This window comes from Polynucleobacter brandtiae (assembly GCF_002797575.1).
GTDB classification, from domain to species: Bacteria; Pseudomonadota; Gammaproteobacteria; order Burkholderiales; family Burkholderiaceae; genus Polynucleobacter; species Polynucleobacter brandtiae.
This window is the reverse complement of the sequence record NZ_PGTX01000003.1, coordinates 76031-90901: the sequence shown is the minus strand read 5'-3', so window position 1 is coordinate 90901 and position 14871 is coordinate 76031. Positions and strand designations below refer to the sequence as shown.

17 protein-coding genes are annotated in these 14871 nt (G+C 46.5%); 8 read left to right on the top strand and 9 right to left on the bottom strand.

The window, feature by feature from the left end; translation table 11 throughout:
* The first annotated feature begins 26 nt into the window (after positions 1-26).
* On the top strand, positions 27-1079 hold the full coding sequence (gene purM, locus B0G85_RS06555) for a phosphoribosylformylglycinamidine cyclo-ligase (protein WP_100379656.1): 1053 nt from the start codon (positions 27-29) through the stop codon (positions 1077-1079).
* A gap of 2 nt (positions 1080-1081) precedes the next feature.
* Here the strand turns inward: purM and miaA are convergent, their stop codons facing one another.
* Complete coding sequence (gene miaA / locus B0G85_RS06550) at positions 1082-2098, bottom strand: tRNA (adenosine(37)-N6)-dimethylallyltransferase MiaA (protein ID WP_100379655.1); 1017 nt, start codon at positions 2096-2098, stop codon at positions 1082-1084.
* Positions 2099-2174: 76 nt separating this feature from the next.
* On the opposite strand from miaA, the gene B0G85_RS06545 reads away from it, so the two are divergent.
* Positions 2175-2828 carry a VTT domain-containing protein gene (locus B0G85_RS06545; protein WP_100379654.1) on the top strand — a complete coding sequence of 218 codons (654 nt, stop codon included), beginning with the start codon at positions 2175-2177 and terminating at the stop codon, positions 2826-2828.
* A 16-nt stretch (positions 2829-2844) separates the two neighbouring features.
* Here the strand turns inward: B0G85_RS06545 and B0G85_RS06540 are convergent, their stop codons facing one another.
* Entirely contained in the window at positions 2845-3687 is an 843-nt protein-coding gene (locus B0G85_RS06540; protein ID WP_100379653.1) for a SirB1 family protein, read from the bottom strand.
* A gap of 5 nt (positions 3688-3692) precedes the next feature.
* Positions 3693-5246, bottom strand: coding sequence for a murein biosynthesis integral membrane protein MurJ (murJ, locus tag B0G85_RS06535; RefSeq protein ID WP_100379652.1), 1554 nt, complete (start codon positions 5244-5246; stop codon positions 3693-3695).
* Positions 5247-5400: 154 nt separating this feature from the next.
* On the opposite strand from murJ, the gene rpsT reads away from it, so the two are divergent.
* A complete protein-coding gene (gene rpsT, locus B0G85_RS06530) occupies positions 5401-5667 on the top strand; it encodes a 30S ribosomal protein S20 (protein WP_100379651.1) in 267 nt (88 codons plus the stop codon).
* A gap of 80 nt (positions 5668-5747) precedes the next feature.
* Here rpsT and B0G85_RS06525 read toward each other — a convergent pair whose 3' ends face one another.
* Positions 5748-6068 carry a DUF3579 domain-containing protein gene (locus B0G85_RS06525; protein WP_100379650.1) on the bottom strand — a complete coding sequence of 107 codons (321 nt, stop codon included), beginning with the start codon at positions 6066-6068 and terminating at the stop codon, positions 5748-5750.
* A 155-nt stretch (positions 6069-6223) separates the two neighbouring features.
* On the opposite strand from B0G85_RS06525, the gene argF reads away from it, so the two are divergent.
* The 3 genes from argF to ppnP are packed head-to-tail and all read left to right on the top strand — an operon-like array spanning position 6224 to position 8777.
* On the top strand, positions 6224-7162 hold the full coding sequence (argF, locus tag B0G85_RS06520; RefSeq protein WP_232725975.1) for an ornithine carbamoyltransferase: 939 nt from the start codon (positions 6224-6226) through the stop codon (positions 7160-7162).
* 24 nt (positions 7163-7186) lie between these two features.
* On the top strand, positions 7187-8419 hold the full coding sequence (locus tag B0G85_RS06515) for an argininosuccinate synthase (RefSeq protein ID WP_100379648.1): 1233 nt from the start codon (positions 7187-7189) through the stop codon (positions 8417-8419).
* Positions 8420-8471: 52 nt separating this feature from the next.
* Positions 8472-8777 carry a pyrimidine/purine nucleoside phosphorylase gene (ppnP, locus tag B0G85_RS06510; protein ID WP_100379647.1) on the top strand — a complete coding sequence of 102 codons (306 nt, stop codon included), beginning with the start codon at positions 8472-8474 and terminating at the stop codon, positions 8775-8777.
* A gap of 92 nt (positions 8778-8869) precedes the next feature.
* Here ppnP and B0G85_RS06505 read toward each other — a convergent pair whose 3' ends face one another.
* Both B0G85_RS06505 and B0G85_RS06500 read right to left on the bottom strand, forming a co-directional pair.
* Entirely contained in the window at positions 8870-9322 is a 453-nt protein-coding gene (locus B0G85_RS06505; RefSeq protein ID WP_100379934.1) for a DUF192 domain-containing protein, read from the bottom strand.
* Between the two features lie 106 nt (positions 9323-9428).
* The gene (locus B0G85_RS06500; protein ID WP_096672093.1) at positions 9429-9632 is read right to left on the bottom strand and encodes a cold-shock protein; all 204 of its coding nucleotides are present in this window, start codon (positions 9630-9632) and stop codon (positions 9429-9431) included.
* A 276-nt stretch (positions 9633-9908) separates the two neighbouring features.
* Between B0G85_RS06500 and clpS the strand changes: the two genes are divergently transcribed.
* Positions 9909-10265, top strand: coding sequence for an ATP-dependent Clp protease adapter ClpS (gene clpS / locus B0G85_RS06495; RefSeq protein WP_100379646.1), 357 nt, complete (start codon positions 9909-9911; stop codon positions 10263-10265).
* Complete coding sequence (gene clpA, locus B0G85_RS06490; protein ID WP_100379645.1) at positions 10262-12577, top strand: ATP-dependent Clp protease ATP-binding subunit ClpA; 2316 nt, start codon at positions 10262-10264, stop codon at positions 12575-12577. The genes clpS and clpA overlap by 4 nt, the downstream gene beginning before the upstream one ends.
* Before the next feature lie 83 nt (positions 12578-12660).
* Here the strand turns inward: clpA and dut are convergent, their stop codons facing one another.
* The 3 genes from dut to lspA are packed head-to-tail and all read right to left on the bottom strand — an operon-like array spanning position 12661 to position 14862.
* Entirely contained in the window at positions 12661-13110 is a 450-nt protein-coding gene (gene dut / locus B0G85_RS06485; protein ID WP_100379644.1) for a dUTP diphosphatase, read from the bottom strand.
* Positions 13111-13152: 42 nt separating this feature from the next.
* Positions 13153-14364, bottom strand: a complete 1212-nt coding sequence (gene coaBC / locus B0G85_RS06480; RefSeq protein WP_100379643.1) for a bifunctional phosphopantothenoylcysteine decarboxylase/phosphopantothenate--cysteine ligase CoaBC — start codon at positions 14362-14364, stop codon at positions 13153-13155.
* A gap of 9 nt (positions 14365-14373) precedes the next feature.
* Entirely contained in the window at positions 14374-14862 is a 489-nt protein-coding gene (gene lspA / locus B0G85_RS06475; protein WP_100379642.1) for a signal peptidase II, read from the bottom strand.
* Positions 14863-14871 lie beyond the last annotated feature (9 nt).

Below are 14871 nucleotides of genomic sequence, written 5' to 3'. Positions count from 1 at the left end.
CTTTTTACTAATCTTCTATCGATACTATGACCTCATCTACCAATTCTTCTTCAAATGGCCTTTCCTATCGCGATGCAGGTGTTGATATTGACGCTGGCGACGCTTTAGTCGACAGAATTAAGCCGCTTGCTAAAAAAACCATGCGTGAGGGCGTGCTTGCTGGAATCGGTGGCTTTGGGGCCCTCTTTGAGGTGCCTAAGCGCTATCAGGAGCCGGTATTGGTAGCTGGTACCGATGGTGTGGGAACTAAGCTGAGACTGGCTTTTGAGTGGAATCGCCACGATACGATTGGTCAGGACTTGGTTGCAATGAGTGTGAACGACATTTTGGTGCAGGGTGCAGAACCCCTCTTTTTTCTAGATTACTTTGCTTGTGGCAAGTTATCGGTAGATACGGCGACTACCGTAGTTGCTGGCATTGCTAAGGGTTGCGAGCTTTCAGGCTGCGCACTCATTGGGGGTGAAACAGCGGAGATGCCTGGGATGTATCCTCCCGGCGAATACGATCTGGCCGGATTTGCAGTGGGCGCGGTTGAAAAGTCCAAAATTATTACTGGCGCAACCATTGCCCCGGGTGATGTGGTGTTGGCGATAGGTTCGAGTGGCGCGCACTCTAATGGTTATTCTTTGGTGCGCAAAATTATTGAGCGTGCCGGCGCTAAGCCAAGCGATGATCTTGGGGGTCGGCCATTAGGTGATGTGGTGATGGCCCCAACAGAAATTTATGTCAAGCCACTCCTCAAACTGATTTCTGAAATCAACGTTAAGGGGATGGCTCACATCACCGGCGGTGGTTTAGTCGATAACGTACCCCGTGTCCTCCCTGAAAATACCCAGGCAATACTGCACCGAGATAGCTGGGTCATGCCAGAGCTTTTCAGATGGTTGCAAATGAAGGGTGGCGTTGCTGATGCAGAAATGGTACGCGTATTTAACTGCGGCATTGGAATGGTGGTAATTGTGTCTGCAGAGCAGGCTGACACCGCCATTCAGTTTCTGAAAACTCAAGGCCTAAATGCCTGGAACGTCGGTGAAGTTGTAGAGCGCCCAACAGGGGCACCACAAACGATTGTGATTTAAATCTAGGGTTGTTCTTGTTTAAATAGGATCTTCTGACAATGCTCTAAGGCTGCCTTCAATTCGATAGGGTTGAAGGAGTCAAAGGTCGTTTTTCCAGTCATCGCGCGTAACCAGGTGAGTTGCCGCTTACCAAGCTGTCTAGTCGCTGCAAGTGCCTTGTTACGCATTTTCGCATGGTCAACCTCTCCAGCTAAATACTCCCAAACTTGTCGATACCCTACCGACCGAATCGCCGGCAGATCAGCGTGTAGCGCTGGATTTTTACGTAATGTTTCCACTTCTGCAATGAGTCCGCCGATGAGCATTTCATCAAAACGTTTTTCTAGATTCTGATGTAGGCGCGAGCGGTCATTTGGCTCTAGCGATACCAATTTAATCCATTTAGGAATTACTGAACCTACTCTGCCATCTTCACTTGGGGAATTTGCCAGCAAAAAAGACATCGGTTGACCGGTGATCTCATAAACCTCTAAGGCGCGTTGTACGCGTTGAGAATCATTTGGCTGAAGTCGTGCAGCAGTCGCAGGATCTACTTTAGCTAGTTCATCATGCATTGCAGGCCAACCCATTGCTTTGCCTTGCTCATCTAAACGTGCTCGGATAGTTGGGTTGGCAGGAGGTAGTGAAGAAAGTCCATAGGCCCAGGCTCGCCAATACAACATCGTTCCACCCACAATTACAGGAATATGACCGCGCTGACGAATTTCTTCGCAAAGACGTTTAGCATCATTAGCAAAGCGCGCAGCCGAATAGGATTCGGTTGGCTCCAAAATATCTATTAGGTGATGCCGGACTACTGCTTGTTCAGCGCTGGTCGGTTTTGCGCTACCAATATCTAAACCGCGATATACCAGAGCAGAATCCATGCTGATCAATTCAATGGTGGCGCCTATAGATTGCGCACGCTCGGCTAAGGACATAGCGAGATGGGTTTTGCCTGAACCTGTGGGGCCAACGATACAAAGAGTAGGTAGTTGGTCAGTGGAATGCACAGGCTGAATGTGGAGTTCAGTTTGCATGAGTCATTATAGGAACGAAATTGCTAGAGCGGTATTAATAGGCTGTTAATATTCTTGCATCCAATTACAGGAGTGAATGTTGATTGATACCTTATTGCAATTAAGCGATTTACTGCTACACATCGACCGTCATTTGGATGTGGTGATTCAGCAATATGGCTACTGGGCTTATGGATTGCTGTTTGCGATTGTCTTTGCGGAAACAGGATTAGTAATAGCCCCATTCTTACCCGGCGATTCCTTATTATTTATCGCGGGGGCTTATTGCGCAACCGAGCATTTTAATTTATGGACGCTATGCATTGGTTTGTTGATCGCTGCTATCGCTGGCAACACAGTAAATTACTTTATTGGACGCTGGATTGGCAAGAGAATATTTAGTAGCAAATCACGCTGGATTGATCAAGCCGCACTTCGTAAAACACATTCTTTTTATGAGAAGCATGGCGGTAAAACAATTATCGTTGCACGGTTCTTGCCCATTATTAGAACCTTTGCACCGTTTGTTGCTGGCGTATCAGAAATGAATTTCTCTCGCTTTCAATTCTTTAACATCACTGGTGCAGTGTTATGGGTATTTAGCTTAGTAATAGCAGGCTATTTCTTTGGAAACATCCCGATCATTCGTCAGAATCTAAATGTCATTGTGTTGATTGGTATTGGCGCCGCTGCTTTGCCAATCGTACTTGCCGCCCTGTACAAAATCTTTCAGCGCAAGCCTAAAGATTAATAGTGCCGAGAAGCCGCTAGTGCAGTTTTGTTTGCCCTTCTAACTTGAGGATGTGCTCTCGAATATCGGCGACATCCTCAGCACCCGGCATTTCGCTAAGATAGCGGCGCAGATCAGCAATAGCAGGCCGTATGTATTCCAATTGGGCAAAGATCAGGCCGCGATCACGCACCTCCTCCATTGACTCTGGGAGCAAGATTACCAAACGCTCTTGTATTCCGAGTAAGCGCTCCCAGCGCTCGTCTTCTGAATAAATCATCTTCAGGTTTCGTAAAAAGCGCGAGAGGATTTCTCGTGGGCTAGAGGCACGCAGAAAGATGTTGAGTGGCAGACTAAGTTCATCTCGATACCCTTTTGCATCGAGGTAGGGATCTAGCATTTCCTGTAATTGATTCTTCGATAGCGAGTCCCCATTCAGGGGATCCATGATGATTTCGCCTTGCTTTAAAGAAATGCGCATCATAAAGTGATTAGGAAAAGAGACCCCACGAATATTTAATTCTATTTGCTGACCTAGCTCCATCATCAAGATTGCTAGTGAGATAGGGATACCACGGCGGCTCTCAATCATCTGGTGGAGATAAGAGTTTTCAGGCGCATAGAAATCATTTGGGTTAGGGCCAAAACCTAACTCGGTGTAAAAGAAATGCTTCAGTAGTTGTAAACGCTGCATGGGAGGTGTGTCTACAGTAATGCGGGTCTTGAGTTTTTTGCCCCATTGGTCTAGCTGATCTAATACGCCTTGCACATCAAGATCAGGATAAGCATGCTGGGCAACGGCAATGGCTGCCTCAGTCAAGGGAAAGTGCTCATCCTCGGCAACAAGGGAGGTGAAATAATCAAGTTGTTGTGTGGGCATAAAAGTTATTTTGTAAGACGAAGAAATTTTTGCCAGCGAATTCCTATTAGGCCTAAGGCAAGAAAATAGGTGATCGCAGATGCAGCTAGCCATAGAGACAAAATGCCTATTCTTAACCAGGGTGTAGATTGCAGCGAAATCCAGTTATGGCTACTGGCGCCGTAATACAGCACTATTGTGAAGGGAATTAAGGCGAATAGGAGCTGACTTAAATACTTTAGCCAGGCTGCATTTGGAAGGGCGCCTAGGCGATGCAGTCCTATCCAGAGTAGCGCTGCGTTAAGGCATGCACCCACTCCAATGGATAGGGCTAAACCAGCGTGCCCCAGCCAAGGTACAAACACGAGATTGGCTAATTGTGTTGCCACCAAAACCAATAAGCCAATTTTCACTGGAGTACGAATATTCTGTCTGGAATAAAAACCGGGCGCTAAGATCTTAATGAGGATCAGCCCAATTAACCCAATACCATAGGCTGCCAATGCCCGTTGTGTCATTAATACATCCAGGGCATTAAATTTTCCATAGTGATACAGAACGGTCGCTAAGGGTTCGCCAAAAATGAAGAGTGCAATGGCGCAGGGTGCCGCGAGTAAAAAAGTAAGTTGTAAACCCCAGATCAGTAATTCACCAGCATGCACTAGGTCATTCTTGGCATTCGCTTTGCTCAAGCTGGGTAGTAGCACGGTTCCCAACGCTACGCCTAAGAGTGCAGTGGGAAATTCCATTAAACGGTCGGCATAAGACAGCCAAGACACGCTACCCGCAGGCAGGCGTGAAGCAATATTGGTATTAATGAGCAAGGAGATTTGAGCAACAGAGACGGCAAAGACTGCAGGCCCCATCAGTTTCAAGACGCGTCTGGCGTCTGGATTTGTCATTGCCGCCTTAATTGCCCCCGGTACAAGCCCAATCCGAGGGAGCAGTCCAATTCGTGCAAGAGCCGGAATTTGAATGGCTAGCTGCAACACTCCTCCTAAAAGTACGCCAATACTGAGAGCGTAAATCGGCTGGTCTAAATAAGGGGACAAGAAGATTGCGCTCGTGATGAGTGCAATATTTAACAAAACAGGCGTAAAGGCCGGAATGGCAAAGCGCCCAAAGGTGTTCAGAATTCCTGCGGAGAGGGACACCATTGAAATGAGGCCGATATAGGGAAACATAATGCGCGTCATCACAATACTTGCTTCGTAGGCTTGCCCACCTACAAAACCTGTAGCAATCACTAAAATCAGCAATGGGGCGCCAATAACCCCTAGGAATACCGTGAGCAATAAGGCCCAAAATAAGAGGGTGGCAACGGCATTAATGAGGATTTGGGACTGTTTCAGCCCCCCTTCACTGGAAATTTCACCTAAAATTGGCACAAATGCCTGTGAAAATGCCCCTTCAGCAAAGAGGCGGCGTAATAGATTCGGTAGCCTAAAGGCCACGTTAAAGGCATCTGTCCACTCTGAGGTCCCAAAGCTGCGCGCGATCAAAGTCTCTCTGAGTAGCCCAGTGATGCGGGACAGCATGGTGAGAGAGCTGACTTTAGCGGCAGCGGAAAGCAGGTTCATGGGCTGATTTTCACCTATTTATCAGGTGGCTGGGCTTTTTTGATGCTTTACTGTAAAATCTTGGGTTTTGGTGAGTCAGCTTATAAATTGACGAATCCACGCAGATTTCCAGTTAATCGTATTTTGTAATTTTTTTATAGAGCAAGGTTTAAAGATGGCCAATACCGCACAAGCGCGTAAACGCGCACGGCAGGCAGTAAAACAGAATGAGCACAACTCCAGTTTGCGTTCAAAGCTTCGTACTTCCATTAAGGCAGTTCGAAAAGCTATTGAAACTGGTGACAAAGATGCTGCAGCTAAAATATTTGCTGCAACACAATCAACAATCGACAAGATTGCGGATAAGAGAATTGCTCACAAAAATACAGCCTCACGTCAGAAGTCACGTTTGTCTGCAGCAATCAAGGCCATGGCTGCGTAAAGCGGTTCAGTTTCAGGCAGGCTCTTTAGTGATTTGAGTCTAAGCCCGCTCCTTATCAGAGCGGGTTTTTGTTTTTAAGGCTAGGTTGGTAATTTTGGTTCAAACTCACACGCTTCTTCGATGGGTAGCTGATTGTCTTTAGCAAAATTCAAGACAAAGTCCAGCGCTCTTGGATCAAGCTCTCTTAGCCTGGTGTCAATCACAACGCATTTCACCTGCGCAATGACTACTGGTCTGACATAAGGTGAGTAGGTAAAGCGGGGATCGCCTATGTCACCTGGTGGGCGAAAATGAGCCATTACCCCGCAAAGACGCTCGGCCCAGTCACTGGGGCGAAATGGCTTGCCGGCAGTAGTGATGCCCTGAATAAAAAGCTTTTTGTGGTTTAAGTGTGAGTGGATATGAAGGCGTCGATGTGAACGTAGCAGTAAATTAGTAATACTCAGCTTAACAGTTTGTAATTATCTTAAGTTAATTTTAGTAACTATATTAGTGCAGTTTGAAGTTCCAAAAAATGCAAGCCAAACCTCTAGTAGAAAGCTCAATGATGACATCTATGGCAAAGCCCCCAGTTCCTGGCCAGGTGAGGCATTACTTGCAATTTGCTGACCTGACGTGCGAAGAATACGCTTACTTACTCAAGCGCTCTGCTTGGTTAAAGACGAAGTTTAAGAGTTACGAGACTTGGCATCCATTACATGATCGCACGCTAGCCATGATCTTTGAAAAGCATTCCACCCGTACACGCCTGTCCTTTGAGGCGGGCATACACCAGCTTGGTGGCCACGCTGTCTATCTTAATACCCGCGACACCCAGTTAGGTCGTGGTGAGCCTGTAGAGGACGCTGCGCAGGTGATATCCAGAATGACCGACATCATCATGATCCGCACCTTCGGACAGGACATTATTGAGCGTTTTGCGGCCAATTCCCGTGTTCCCGTAATTAATGGTTTGACCAACGAATATCACCCATGCCAAGTGTTGGCAGATATCTTTACTTTTGTAGAGGCCCGTGGCCCTATTCAAGGTAAAACAGTTGCTTGGGTAGGAGATGCCAATAATATGGCGTATACCTGGATACAGGCGGCTGAGTGCCTCGACTTTCAGATACGGTTCTCTGCTCCAGAGGGATATCAGTTAGACAGCTCAAGATTAACTAGCGCTGCTTTAAATCATTTAACGGTTTGCGCAAGCCCTAAAGAAGCATGCAAGGATGCTGACTTAGTGACCACGGATGTTTGGACCAGTATGGGATATGAGGCTGAAAATACTTCCCGAATGCATGCCTTTAAAGAGTGGATGGTTTCAACACAACTGATGGGGCTCGCTAAACCAGATGCCTTATTTATGCATTGCTTACCGGCGCATCGAGGCGAAGAAGTTTCGGCGGAAGTGATTGACGGGCCGCAGAGTATTGTTTGGGAGGAAGCCGAAAATCGCCTTCATGTCCAAAAGGCGCTAATGGAGTATTTGCTGTGCGGTCGTTTAGATTAATTTATTTTTGATTGAATAGAAATTATGTCTGATATTAAAAAAGTAGTTCTAGCGTATTCCGGTGGTCTCGACACCAGTGTGATCTTGAAATGGCTTCAAGATACTTATCAATGCGAGATCGTGACATTTACTGCCGATCTTGGGCAGGGTGAAGAGCTTGAGCCAGCGCGTGCCAAGGCCTTGCAATTTGGCATCAAGCCAGAAAATATTTTTATTGATGATTTACGTGAAGAGTTTGTGCGTGATTTTGTGTTCCCAATGTTTCGTGCCAATACGATTTATGAGGGAGAGTATTTGTTGGGCACCTCGATTGCACGTCCTTTAATTGCAAAGCGTCAAATTGAGATCGCCCGCCAGACTGGCGCCGATTCTGTATCGCATGGCGCCACAGGTAAGGGCAATGATCAGGTGCGTTTTGAGTTGGGTTATTACGCCTTAGAGCCGGGAATCAAAGTTATTGCCCCTTGGCGCGAATGGGATCTACTTTCCCGTGAAAAGCTCATGGCCTATGCTGAAAAGCACGGTATTCCTGTTGAGATGAAACATAAGCAAGGCGGCTCACCTTATTCCATGGACGCCAATCTTTTGCATATCAGCTATGAAGGCCGTCATTTAGAGAATCCTAATGCTGAAGCTGAAGAGGCTATGTGGCGCTGGACCACCTCTCCTGAAAAAGCCCCAGATGCGGCACAAATTATTGAAATTGAATTTCGTGCTGGTGATCCAGTGGCTATTGATGGCAAGACCTTTAAGCCACATGAGTTGTTAGCTGAGCTCAATCGTATTGGTGGCATACATGGTATCGGTCGTTTAGATTTAGTGGAAAATCGTTTTGTTGGTATGAAGAGTCGCGGCTGCTATGAAACTCCCGGCGGCACAATATTGCTCAAAGCCCACCGTGGTATTGAAAGTATTACCTTAGATCGCGAAGTAGCCCACCTTAAAGATGATTTAATGCCACGCTATGCCAGCCTGATTTATAACGGCTTATGGTGGGCGCCAGAGCGCCTTGCATTGCAGACATTGATTGATCATACCCAGCAGATGGTGAATGGTGTGGTGCGCTTGAAGTTATACAAGGGTTCTATATCAGTGATCTCCAGGGACTCGGCCAATACCTTGTTCGACCAGACTATCGCAACCTTTGATGACGATGGCGGGGCTTATAACCAGGCTGATGCCGGTGGATTTATTAAGCTTAATGCTTTACGCATGAGGATTGCTGAAACGGCAAGACGTAAGCGTGCTCAAAAATAATGATTTATGAGTCATATCAAGATAGCTAACCATCTAATAAGAAAGTGTAAAGATGCAATTTGATCAAGTTTCAGTAGTTAAAAAAGCCAATGTATTTTTTGATGGCAAATGTGTATCCCACACAGTCACTCTTGCAGATGGCACTCGTAAGTCTGTTGGCGTAGTTTTACCCAGCACCTTACGCTTTGATCTCACCGTGAAGGAAATCATGGAAGTGGTCGATGGCAATGCGTTTGTTAGTATCAATGGCGCTCCTGAGCTTGAATTTAAAGCGGGCCAAAGCTGGGAGGTAGAAAAGGGTGGTTATTTCATTATCCGTGCCGAGTCACCTGTGCATTACGTTTGCCACTTTGATTAAGTGTTGAGATAAACCAGTAGTTCAGTAGCAAAAGAAAAACGCAGACCTCAGTCTGCGTTTGTTATTTGTGGCTATTGCAGTGCAAGGCCCAACTACCTGATTTTAGGTAGGCCCTGAATGACCGTGCCGGGCACCAGTACTCTATCTGAGAACCACTGCTTGTTCATTTCCAGGGCATAGCGAACAGCAACCTTGGGGCAGTGATTATTGGTGGTATCTGCCTGCATTTCCTCAATATTGACGATCTTGCCATCATCTGCAAGAAATGCGATTGACAGTGGGATCTTAGTATTGTTCATCCAAAAGCAATGCCCTGCTTTTTGTTCAAAAATAAATAGCATGCCTGAATTACTTGCCATGCTTGTGCGATTCATTAGGCCAATTTCACGTGCCTTGGGTGAGTCCGCCAGCTCGGCTTGTATGCGGTAGATGCCTACTTTTAGTTCGATGCTTTGCAGGCCTATATTTTGTTGCGCAAACACGGGTGCCGTAAATAGGGCGGTAGCCAAAGAGAAAAGTAGTAGTAGGACTTTAAGTGTGCGCATGATGTGTTGGATAGTCAGTACTGAAGCTGTTGATGGTTGGAATAAATTGCAGGCGAAAAAAAACCCAGGAACAAGTCCTGGGTTTTTCATAATGATCTAGGGACGATCAAGCACCTTGGATGTTAGTAGCTTGCTTACCTTTAGGACCTTGGGTAATATCAAACGTTACCTTTTGGTTTTCCTTAAGGGTTTTAAACCCAGGCATTGTGATTGCGCTGAAATGCGCAAACAACTCTTCTTCACCATCATCAGGCTTAATAAATCCAAAACCTTTTGCATCATTGAACCACTTAACAATTCCGGTCGCCATGCGAACTCCATTACATAAACTTAAAACAACCGTGATGAGGGTGAATACTTTTTAATCAGTCTCGCTCTACAACACGCCTAAATAGAACCTTAATAACGTCCTATACCTTGATTGTTTGCCCTTTATGGTGAGGTGTCAAGAGGTAAAGTGAATATAGTTGTTAGTTAACCCCCCTTTTTTTATCGAAAAATGCCCCAATATGCTTTAAACAGGGTTTCATTGATGGTTTTTTTGCCACATTTCTCCTAAACCCCTATTTACATATCTGTGTTTAGAATGCTTCTCATGAGTCGTACAACGAAAAATCCTGCAGTTGGTAACCCAAACAACCCTTATATTGAAGACACTATTCTTCTCGAGAAGCAGGCCGAGAAAGTGAAAGCGCCCTCGATGTATAAAGTTTTACTATTGAATGACGATTACACGCCGATGGAGTTTGTGGTGATGGTAATTCAGGAGTATTTTAATCAGAGTCAAGAGTCGGCTACACGCATTATGTTACAGGTTCATTTGGTTGGTAAAGGCGTCTGCGGTGTGTTTACACGAGATGTTGCGGCAACAAAAGTGCATCAAGTTATTGAACTCTCGCGAGAAGCGGGTCACCCACTACAGTGCACTATGGAGGAAGCATGATTGCCCAAGAATTAGAAGTGAGTTTGCACATGGCATTTGTTGACGCAAGAGCCTCAAGACATGAGTTCATTACGGTGGAGCATTTATTGGCTGCCTTGCTGGATAACGCCTCTGCAGTGGAGGTCTTGAAAGCCTGTGCTGTAAATATTGCAGAGCTTCGCTTACAGCTCAAGAATTTTATTAATGACAATACGCCAGTCGTGCCTGGTAATGATGAAGTCGATACCCAACCCACTTTAGGTTTTCAGCGGGTGATTCAGCGCGCCATCATGCATGTGCAGTCAAGCTCTAGTGGAAAAAAAGAAGTCTCGGGTGCGAATGTACTTGTCGCTATCTTTGGTGAAAAAGATTCCCATGCGGTTTACTTCTTGCAGCAGCAAGGCGTAACGCGCTTGGATGTAGTCAATTTTATTAGCCACGGCGTGCGTAAAGATCAGGCCGAGCAGGCTAAACCTGCAGAATCTACTCCTGATGCTGAGGATCCATCCGCCGGCGGCAAAGAAAGTCCACTAGAACAGTACACTCAAAATCTGAATGTCTTGGCTAAGCAAGGCAAGATTGATCCCCTGATTGGGCGCGATAGTGAAGTGGAGCGCGTCATACAAATTTTGTGTCGTCGCCGTAAAAATAATCCATTGCTGGTCGGTGAAGCTGGCGTTGGTAAAACAGCGATTGCCGAAGGTTTGGCATGGCGCATTGTCAAAGGGGACGTCCCCGATATTTTGGCCGACGCTACCGTCTACTCTTTAGATATGGGTGCGTTATTAGCGGGCACTAAATATCGCGGTGATTTTGAGCAACGCTTGAAGGGGGTGCTGAAGTCCTTAAAAGATAACCCCCATGGTGTTTTATTCATTGATGAGATTCATACTCTCATTGGTGCTGGCGCGGCCTCTGGCGGAACGTTAGATGCTAGTAATCTACTCAAGCCTGCCCTATCTAATGGGCAGCTGAAGTGTATTGGTGCGACTACGTTCAATGAGTATCGTGGCATTTTTGAAAAAGATGCTGCCTTATCCCGTCGCTTTCAAAAAGTCGATGTGGTTGAGCCAACTGTAGATCAAACGGTGCAAATTTTACGTGGCCTCAAGTCTCGTTTTGAAGAACATCATAGTGTTAAATATGCTTCAGCTGCTTTAGTAGCTGCAGCTGAACTATCTGCACGCTACATTAATGATCGTCATTTGCCTGATAAGGCGATTGATGTGATTGATGAAGCGGGTGCCGCACAACGTATCTTGCCTAAGTCTAAGCAGAAAAAAACAATCGGCCGTCAAGAAATCGAAGAAATCGTGGCAAAGATTGCGCGTATACCGCCACAGTCTGTTTCAGTTGACGATCGTAGTAAGTTACAAACCTTAGATCGTGATATCAAGAGCGTGGTGTTTGGCCAGGATCCTGCGATTGAGGTCTTGGCTAGCGCGATTAAGATGACTCGCGCTGGACTTGGAAAAATTGATAGGCCCATTGGCTCCTTTTTATTCTCTGGCCCTACCGGTGTTGGTAAGACCGAGGTGGCTAAGCAGCTTGCCTACATTTTAGGTATTGAGCTTGTGCGTTTCGATATGTCTGAATACATGGAGCGCCATGCAGTAAGCCGGCTTATTGGCGCCCCTCCAGGCTATGTTGGTTTTGACCAAGGTGGCTTGCTGACTGAGGCGGTAAATAAAAAACCCCATTGCGTGCTTTTGCTGGATGAAGTTGAAAAAGCCCATCCAGATATTTTTAATATTCTGCTGCAGGTAATGGACCACGGCACTTTAACGGATAACAATGGTCGCAAGACGGACTTCCGTAATGTCATCATCATCATGACCACTAATGCTGGTGCAGAGGCTATGCAGAAGTCAGTGATCGGCTTTACCAATGCCCGTCAGTCCGGTGATGAAATGGCGGATATTAAGAAATTCTTTACCCCAGAGTTCCGTAATCGTCTGGACGCAATTGTTTCTTTTAAAGCATTGGATGAGAGCATCATTATTCGTGTTGTAGATAAGTTCTTAATGCAGCTAGAAGAGCAATTGCATGAGAAGAAAGTCGACGCATCATTTAGTCCGGCATTACGTGCGCACTTAGCCAAGCATGGGTTTGATCCGCTGATGGGTGCAAGGCCAATGCAGCGCATCATTCAAGATACGGTACGTAAGGCCCTGGCTGATGAGCTGTTATTTGGTAGGCTGGCACAAGGTGGCCATGTGGCAGTCGATATTGATGCTGACGGTAAGGTGCAATTAGAGTTTGATGCTCCCGTAGTTTCCGGTAAAGCGCCAAAAACTCCTAAGGCTGATGTTGCCCCGGCTGAAGAGATGTAAAAGCTTTCTTAAGAGTAAAAAGGTCGCCTGAAGGCGACCTTTTTTATTGTCCGTATAGTCCCAGCGCTGCTGTGGCACAGAGTCTAGGCTCTTCCAGTGCTACCGAAGCCACCAGCACCACGACTACTTTGCGAAAACTCCTCAACGACTTTGAGTTCCACCTGCTGGACTGGCATCACTACTAGCTGGGCAAGACGCTCCATTGACTCTAGTCGGAATTGACTTGATCCACGGTTCCAAGTGCTCACCATGAGTTGGCCTTGGTAGTCAGAGTCAATTAATCCTACTAAGTTGCCCAGTACGATGCCATGCTTGTGGCCAAGACCTGATCGAGGCAGAATAAAAGCAGCATATCGAGGGTCTTCAACATAAATTGCTAAACCGGTTGGAACGAGCACAGTTTGACCTGGGGCAATGTCGATTGCTTCATCGATGCAGGCCCGTAAATCGAGACCTGCACTACCGGGCGTGCCGTAAGCGGGTAACTGATCGCGCATGCGTTCATCGAGAATTTTGATTTGAAGTGATTGCATGGGATTTCCTAAGGCAAAAGATGAGAATGTTTGCGAAGTCTTTTAAATCTTTTTCGCAACCAGCTGAATAAGCTGGCGTGCAAGATCTAATTTTTCGGCTGTAGCTATTTTCTTGCTGCCACGTTCATCAATCACTAGTAATTGATTTAGATCGCTGCCAAACGTATCTGGGCCGATATTGCCTACGATCATCGGGATGCCTTTACGCTCACGCTTCTCTTGGGCATGGGCTTTTAAGTCAGTAGATTCTGCTGCAAAGCCAACGCAGTAGGGATATGGTTTACCGGCCTTAATCTTGGCAGTCTTAGCAACTTCTAAAAGGATGTCAGGATTAGCAGTGAACTCTAGGGTTGGGACTTTATTACCATTACGCTTGATTTTGTCTTTAGCGGGCTTAGTAATACCCCAGTCAGCTACGGCAGCTACTGCAAAGAACACGTCATAGTCTTGAGTGTTCATCACAGCGATATGCATTTCTTTAGCGCTTACTATATCGCTGCGAATGATCTTCCCAGTCGCTAGTAGTGGCGTAGCTAAGTCGCAAGGGCCAGCAATCAAATGCACCTCTGCACCAGCTTCGATCGCTGCTCGTGCAATTGCAAAACCCATTTTTCCGGAACTGCGATTCGTTAGTCCTCGCACAGGATCAATTGCTTCAAAGGTAGGGCCAGCAGTTATTAACACTTTCTTGCCGGCTAGACTTTTCTTTTGAAAGAATGCAATCAGTTGCTCAGTGATTTCTACTGGCTCTAGCATGCGACCTAACCCAACTTCACCACAGGCCTGGAAACCGCTAGCAGGACCCAAGAGAGTGGCATCATCCTCCGTAAGGCGCTGCACACTTCTTTGTGTGGCAGCATGCTCCCACATTTGTTTATTCATGGCAGGCGCAATCAGTAGCGGGCAATCCCGAGCCAAGCAAAGCGTACTGAGCAAGTCATCTGCAAGACCCAAGGAAAGCTTTGCCATGAGGTCGGCACTTGCTGGCGCAACTAAGATCGCATCTGCAGTCCTGGAGAGTTCAATATGGGCCATATTGTTAGGGATAGTGCTATCCCATTGGCTGGTGTACACCGGGTTACCCGTCAAGGCTTGCATCGTCACTTGCGTTACAAACTGCTGGGCAGCTTGTGTCATGACCACCTGAACGCTTGCACCCTCTTGCATCAGCAAGCGGGCTAGTTCTGCAGACTTATACGCTGCAATCCCTCCAGAAATACCCAAGACGATTTTTTTATTCAAAAGTGATTGCATGGCGCCAGCTTAAAGGGGATTAGTCGATTTGCCAAATGATCTTCGCAGCTCACCCCAAATCATCAGGCCAGCACCAATGCAGATGGCGCTATCGGCAATATTAAATGCAGGCCAGTGCCAGTGTTGGTAATGCACGTCAATAAAGTCCACCACAGCACCATACATGATGCGATCTAAGACGTTGCCTAGGGCGCCACCCAAAATGAGGCTCAAGGCCCAACAAAGCAGCCTATCTTCTCGGCTCTTATACAGTAGCCATAAAATATATACGGAAGCGAGCAAGCCAAGAATGGTAAAAAACCAGCGTTGCCAACCAGAACTTTGAGCAAGAAAAGAGAAAGCGGCGCCGGGGTTCATGAGAAGCAGCCAATTTAAAAATGGAAGAACTGGCTCTGGCACACCCATTTGTAAGTTACCTAATGCCGACCATTTGCTGAGTTGGTCTAAAAGTAAGGTAATGGTTGCAATCGCTAGGTAACGCAAGAAGGATAGACTCATGACGTGTGG

Coding starts and splice junctions, on each gene's coding strand:
- purM (WP_100379656.1), top strand. CDS start 27: ATGACCTCATCTACCAATTCTTCTTCAAATGGCCTTTCCTATCGCGAT.
- miaA (WP_100379655.1), bottom strand. CDS start 2,098: ATGCAAACTGAACTCCACATTCAGCCTGTGCATTCCACTGACCAACTA.
- B0G85_RS06545 (WP_100379654.1), top strand. CDS start 2,175: ATGTTGATTGATACCTTATTGCAATTAAGCGATTTACTGCTACACATC.
- B0G85_RS06540 (WP_100379653.1), bottom strand. CDS start 3,687: ATGCCCACACAACAACTTGATTATTTCACCTCCCTTGTTGCCGAGGAT.
- murJ (WP_100379652.1), bottom strand. CDS start 5,246: ATGAACCTGCTTTCCGCTGCCGCTAAAGTCAGCTCTCTCACCATGCTG.
- rpsT (WP_100379651.1), top strand. CDS start 5,401: ATGGCCAATACCGCACAAGCGCGTAAACGCGCACGGCAGGCAGTAAAA.
- argF (WP_232725975.1), top strand. CDS start 6,224: ATGGCAAAGCCCCCAGTTCCTGGCCAGGTGAGGCATTACTTGCAATTT.
- B0G85_RS06515 (WP_100379648.1), top strand. CDS start 7,187: ATGTCTGATATTAAAAAAGTAGTTCTAGCGTATTCCGGTGGTCTCGAC.
- ppnP (WP_100379647.1), top strand. CDS start 8,472: ATGCAATTTGATCAAGTTTCAGTAGTTAAAAAAGCCAATGTATTTTTT.
- B0G85_RS06505 (WP_100379934.1), bottom strand. CDS start 9,322: ATGCGCACACTTAAAGTCCTACTACTACTTTTCTCTTTGGCTACCGCC.
- B0G85_RS06500 (WP_096672093.1), bottom strand. CDS start 9,632: ATGGCGACCGGAATTGTTAAGTGGTTCAATGATGCAAAAGGTTTTGGA.
- clpS (WP_100379646.1), top strand. CDS start 9,909: ATGCTTCTCATGAGTCGTACAACGAAAAATCCTGCAGTTGGTAACCCA.
- clpA (WP_100379645.1), top strand. CDS start 10,262: ATGATTGCCCAAGAATTAGAAGTGAGTTTGCACATGGCATTTGTTGAC.
- dut (WP_100379644.1), bottom strand. CDS start 13,110: ATGCAATCACTTCAAATCAAAATTCTCGATGAACGCATGCGCGATCAG.
- coaBC (WP_100379643.1), bottom strand. CDS start 14,364: ATGCAATCACTTTTGAATAAAAAAATCGTCTTGGGTATTTCTGGAGGG.
- lspA (WP_100379642.1), bottom strand. CDS start 14,862: ATGAGTCTATCCTTCTTGCGTTACCTAGCGATTGCAACCATTACCTTA.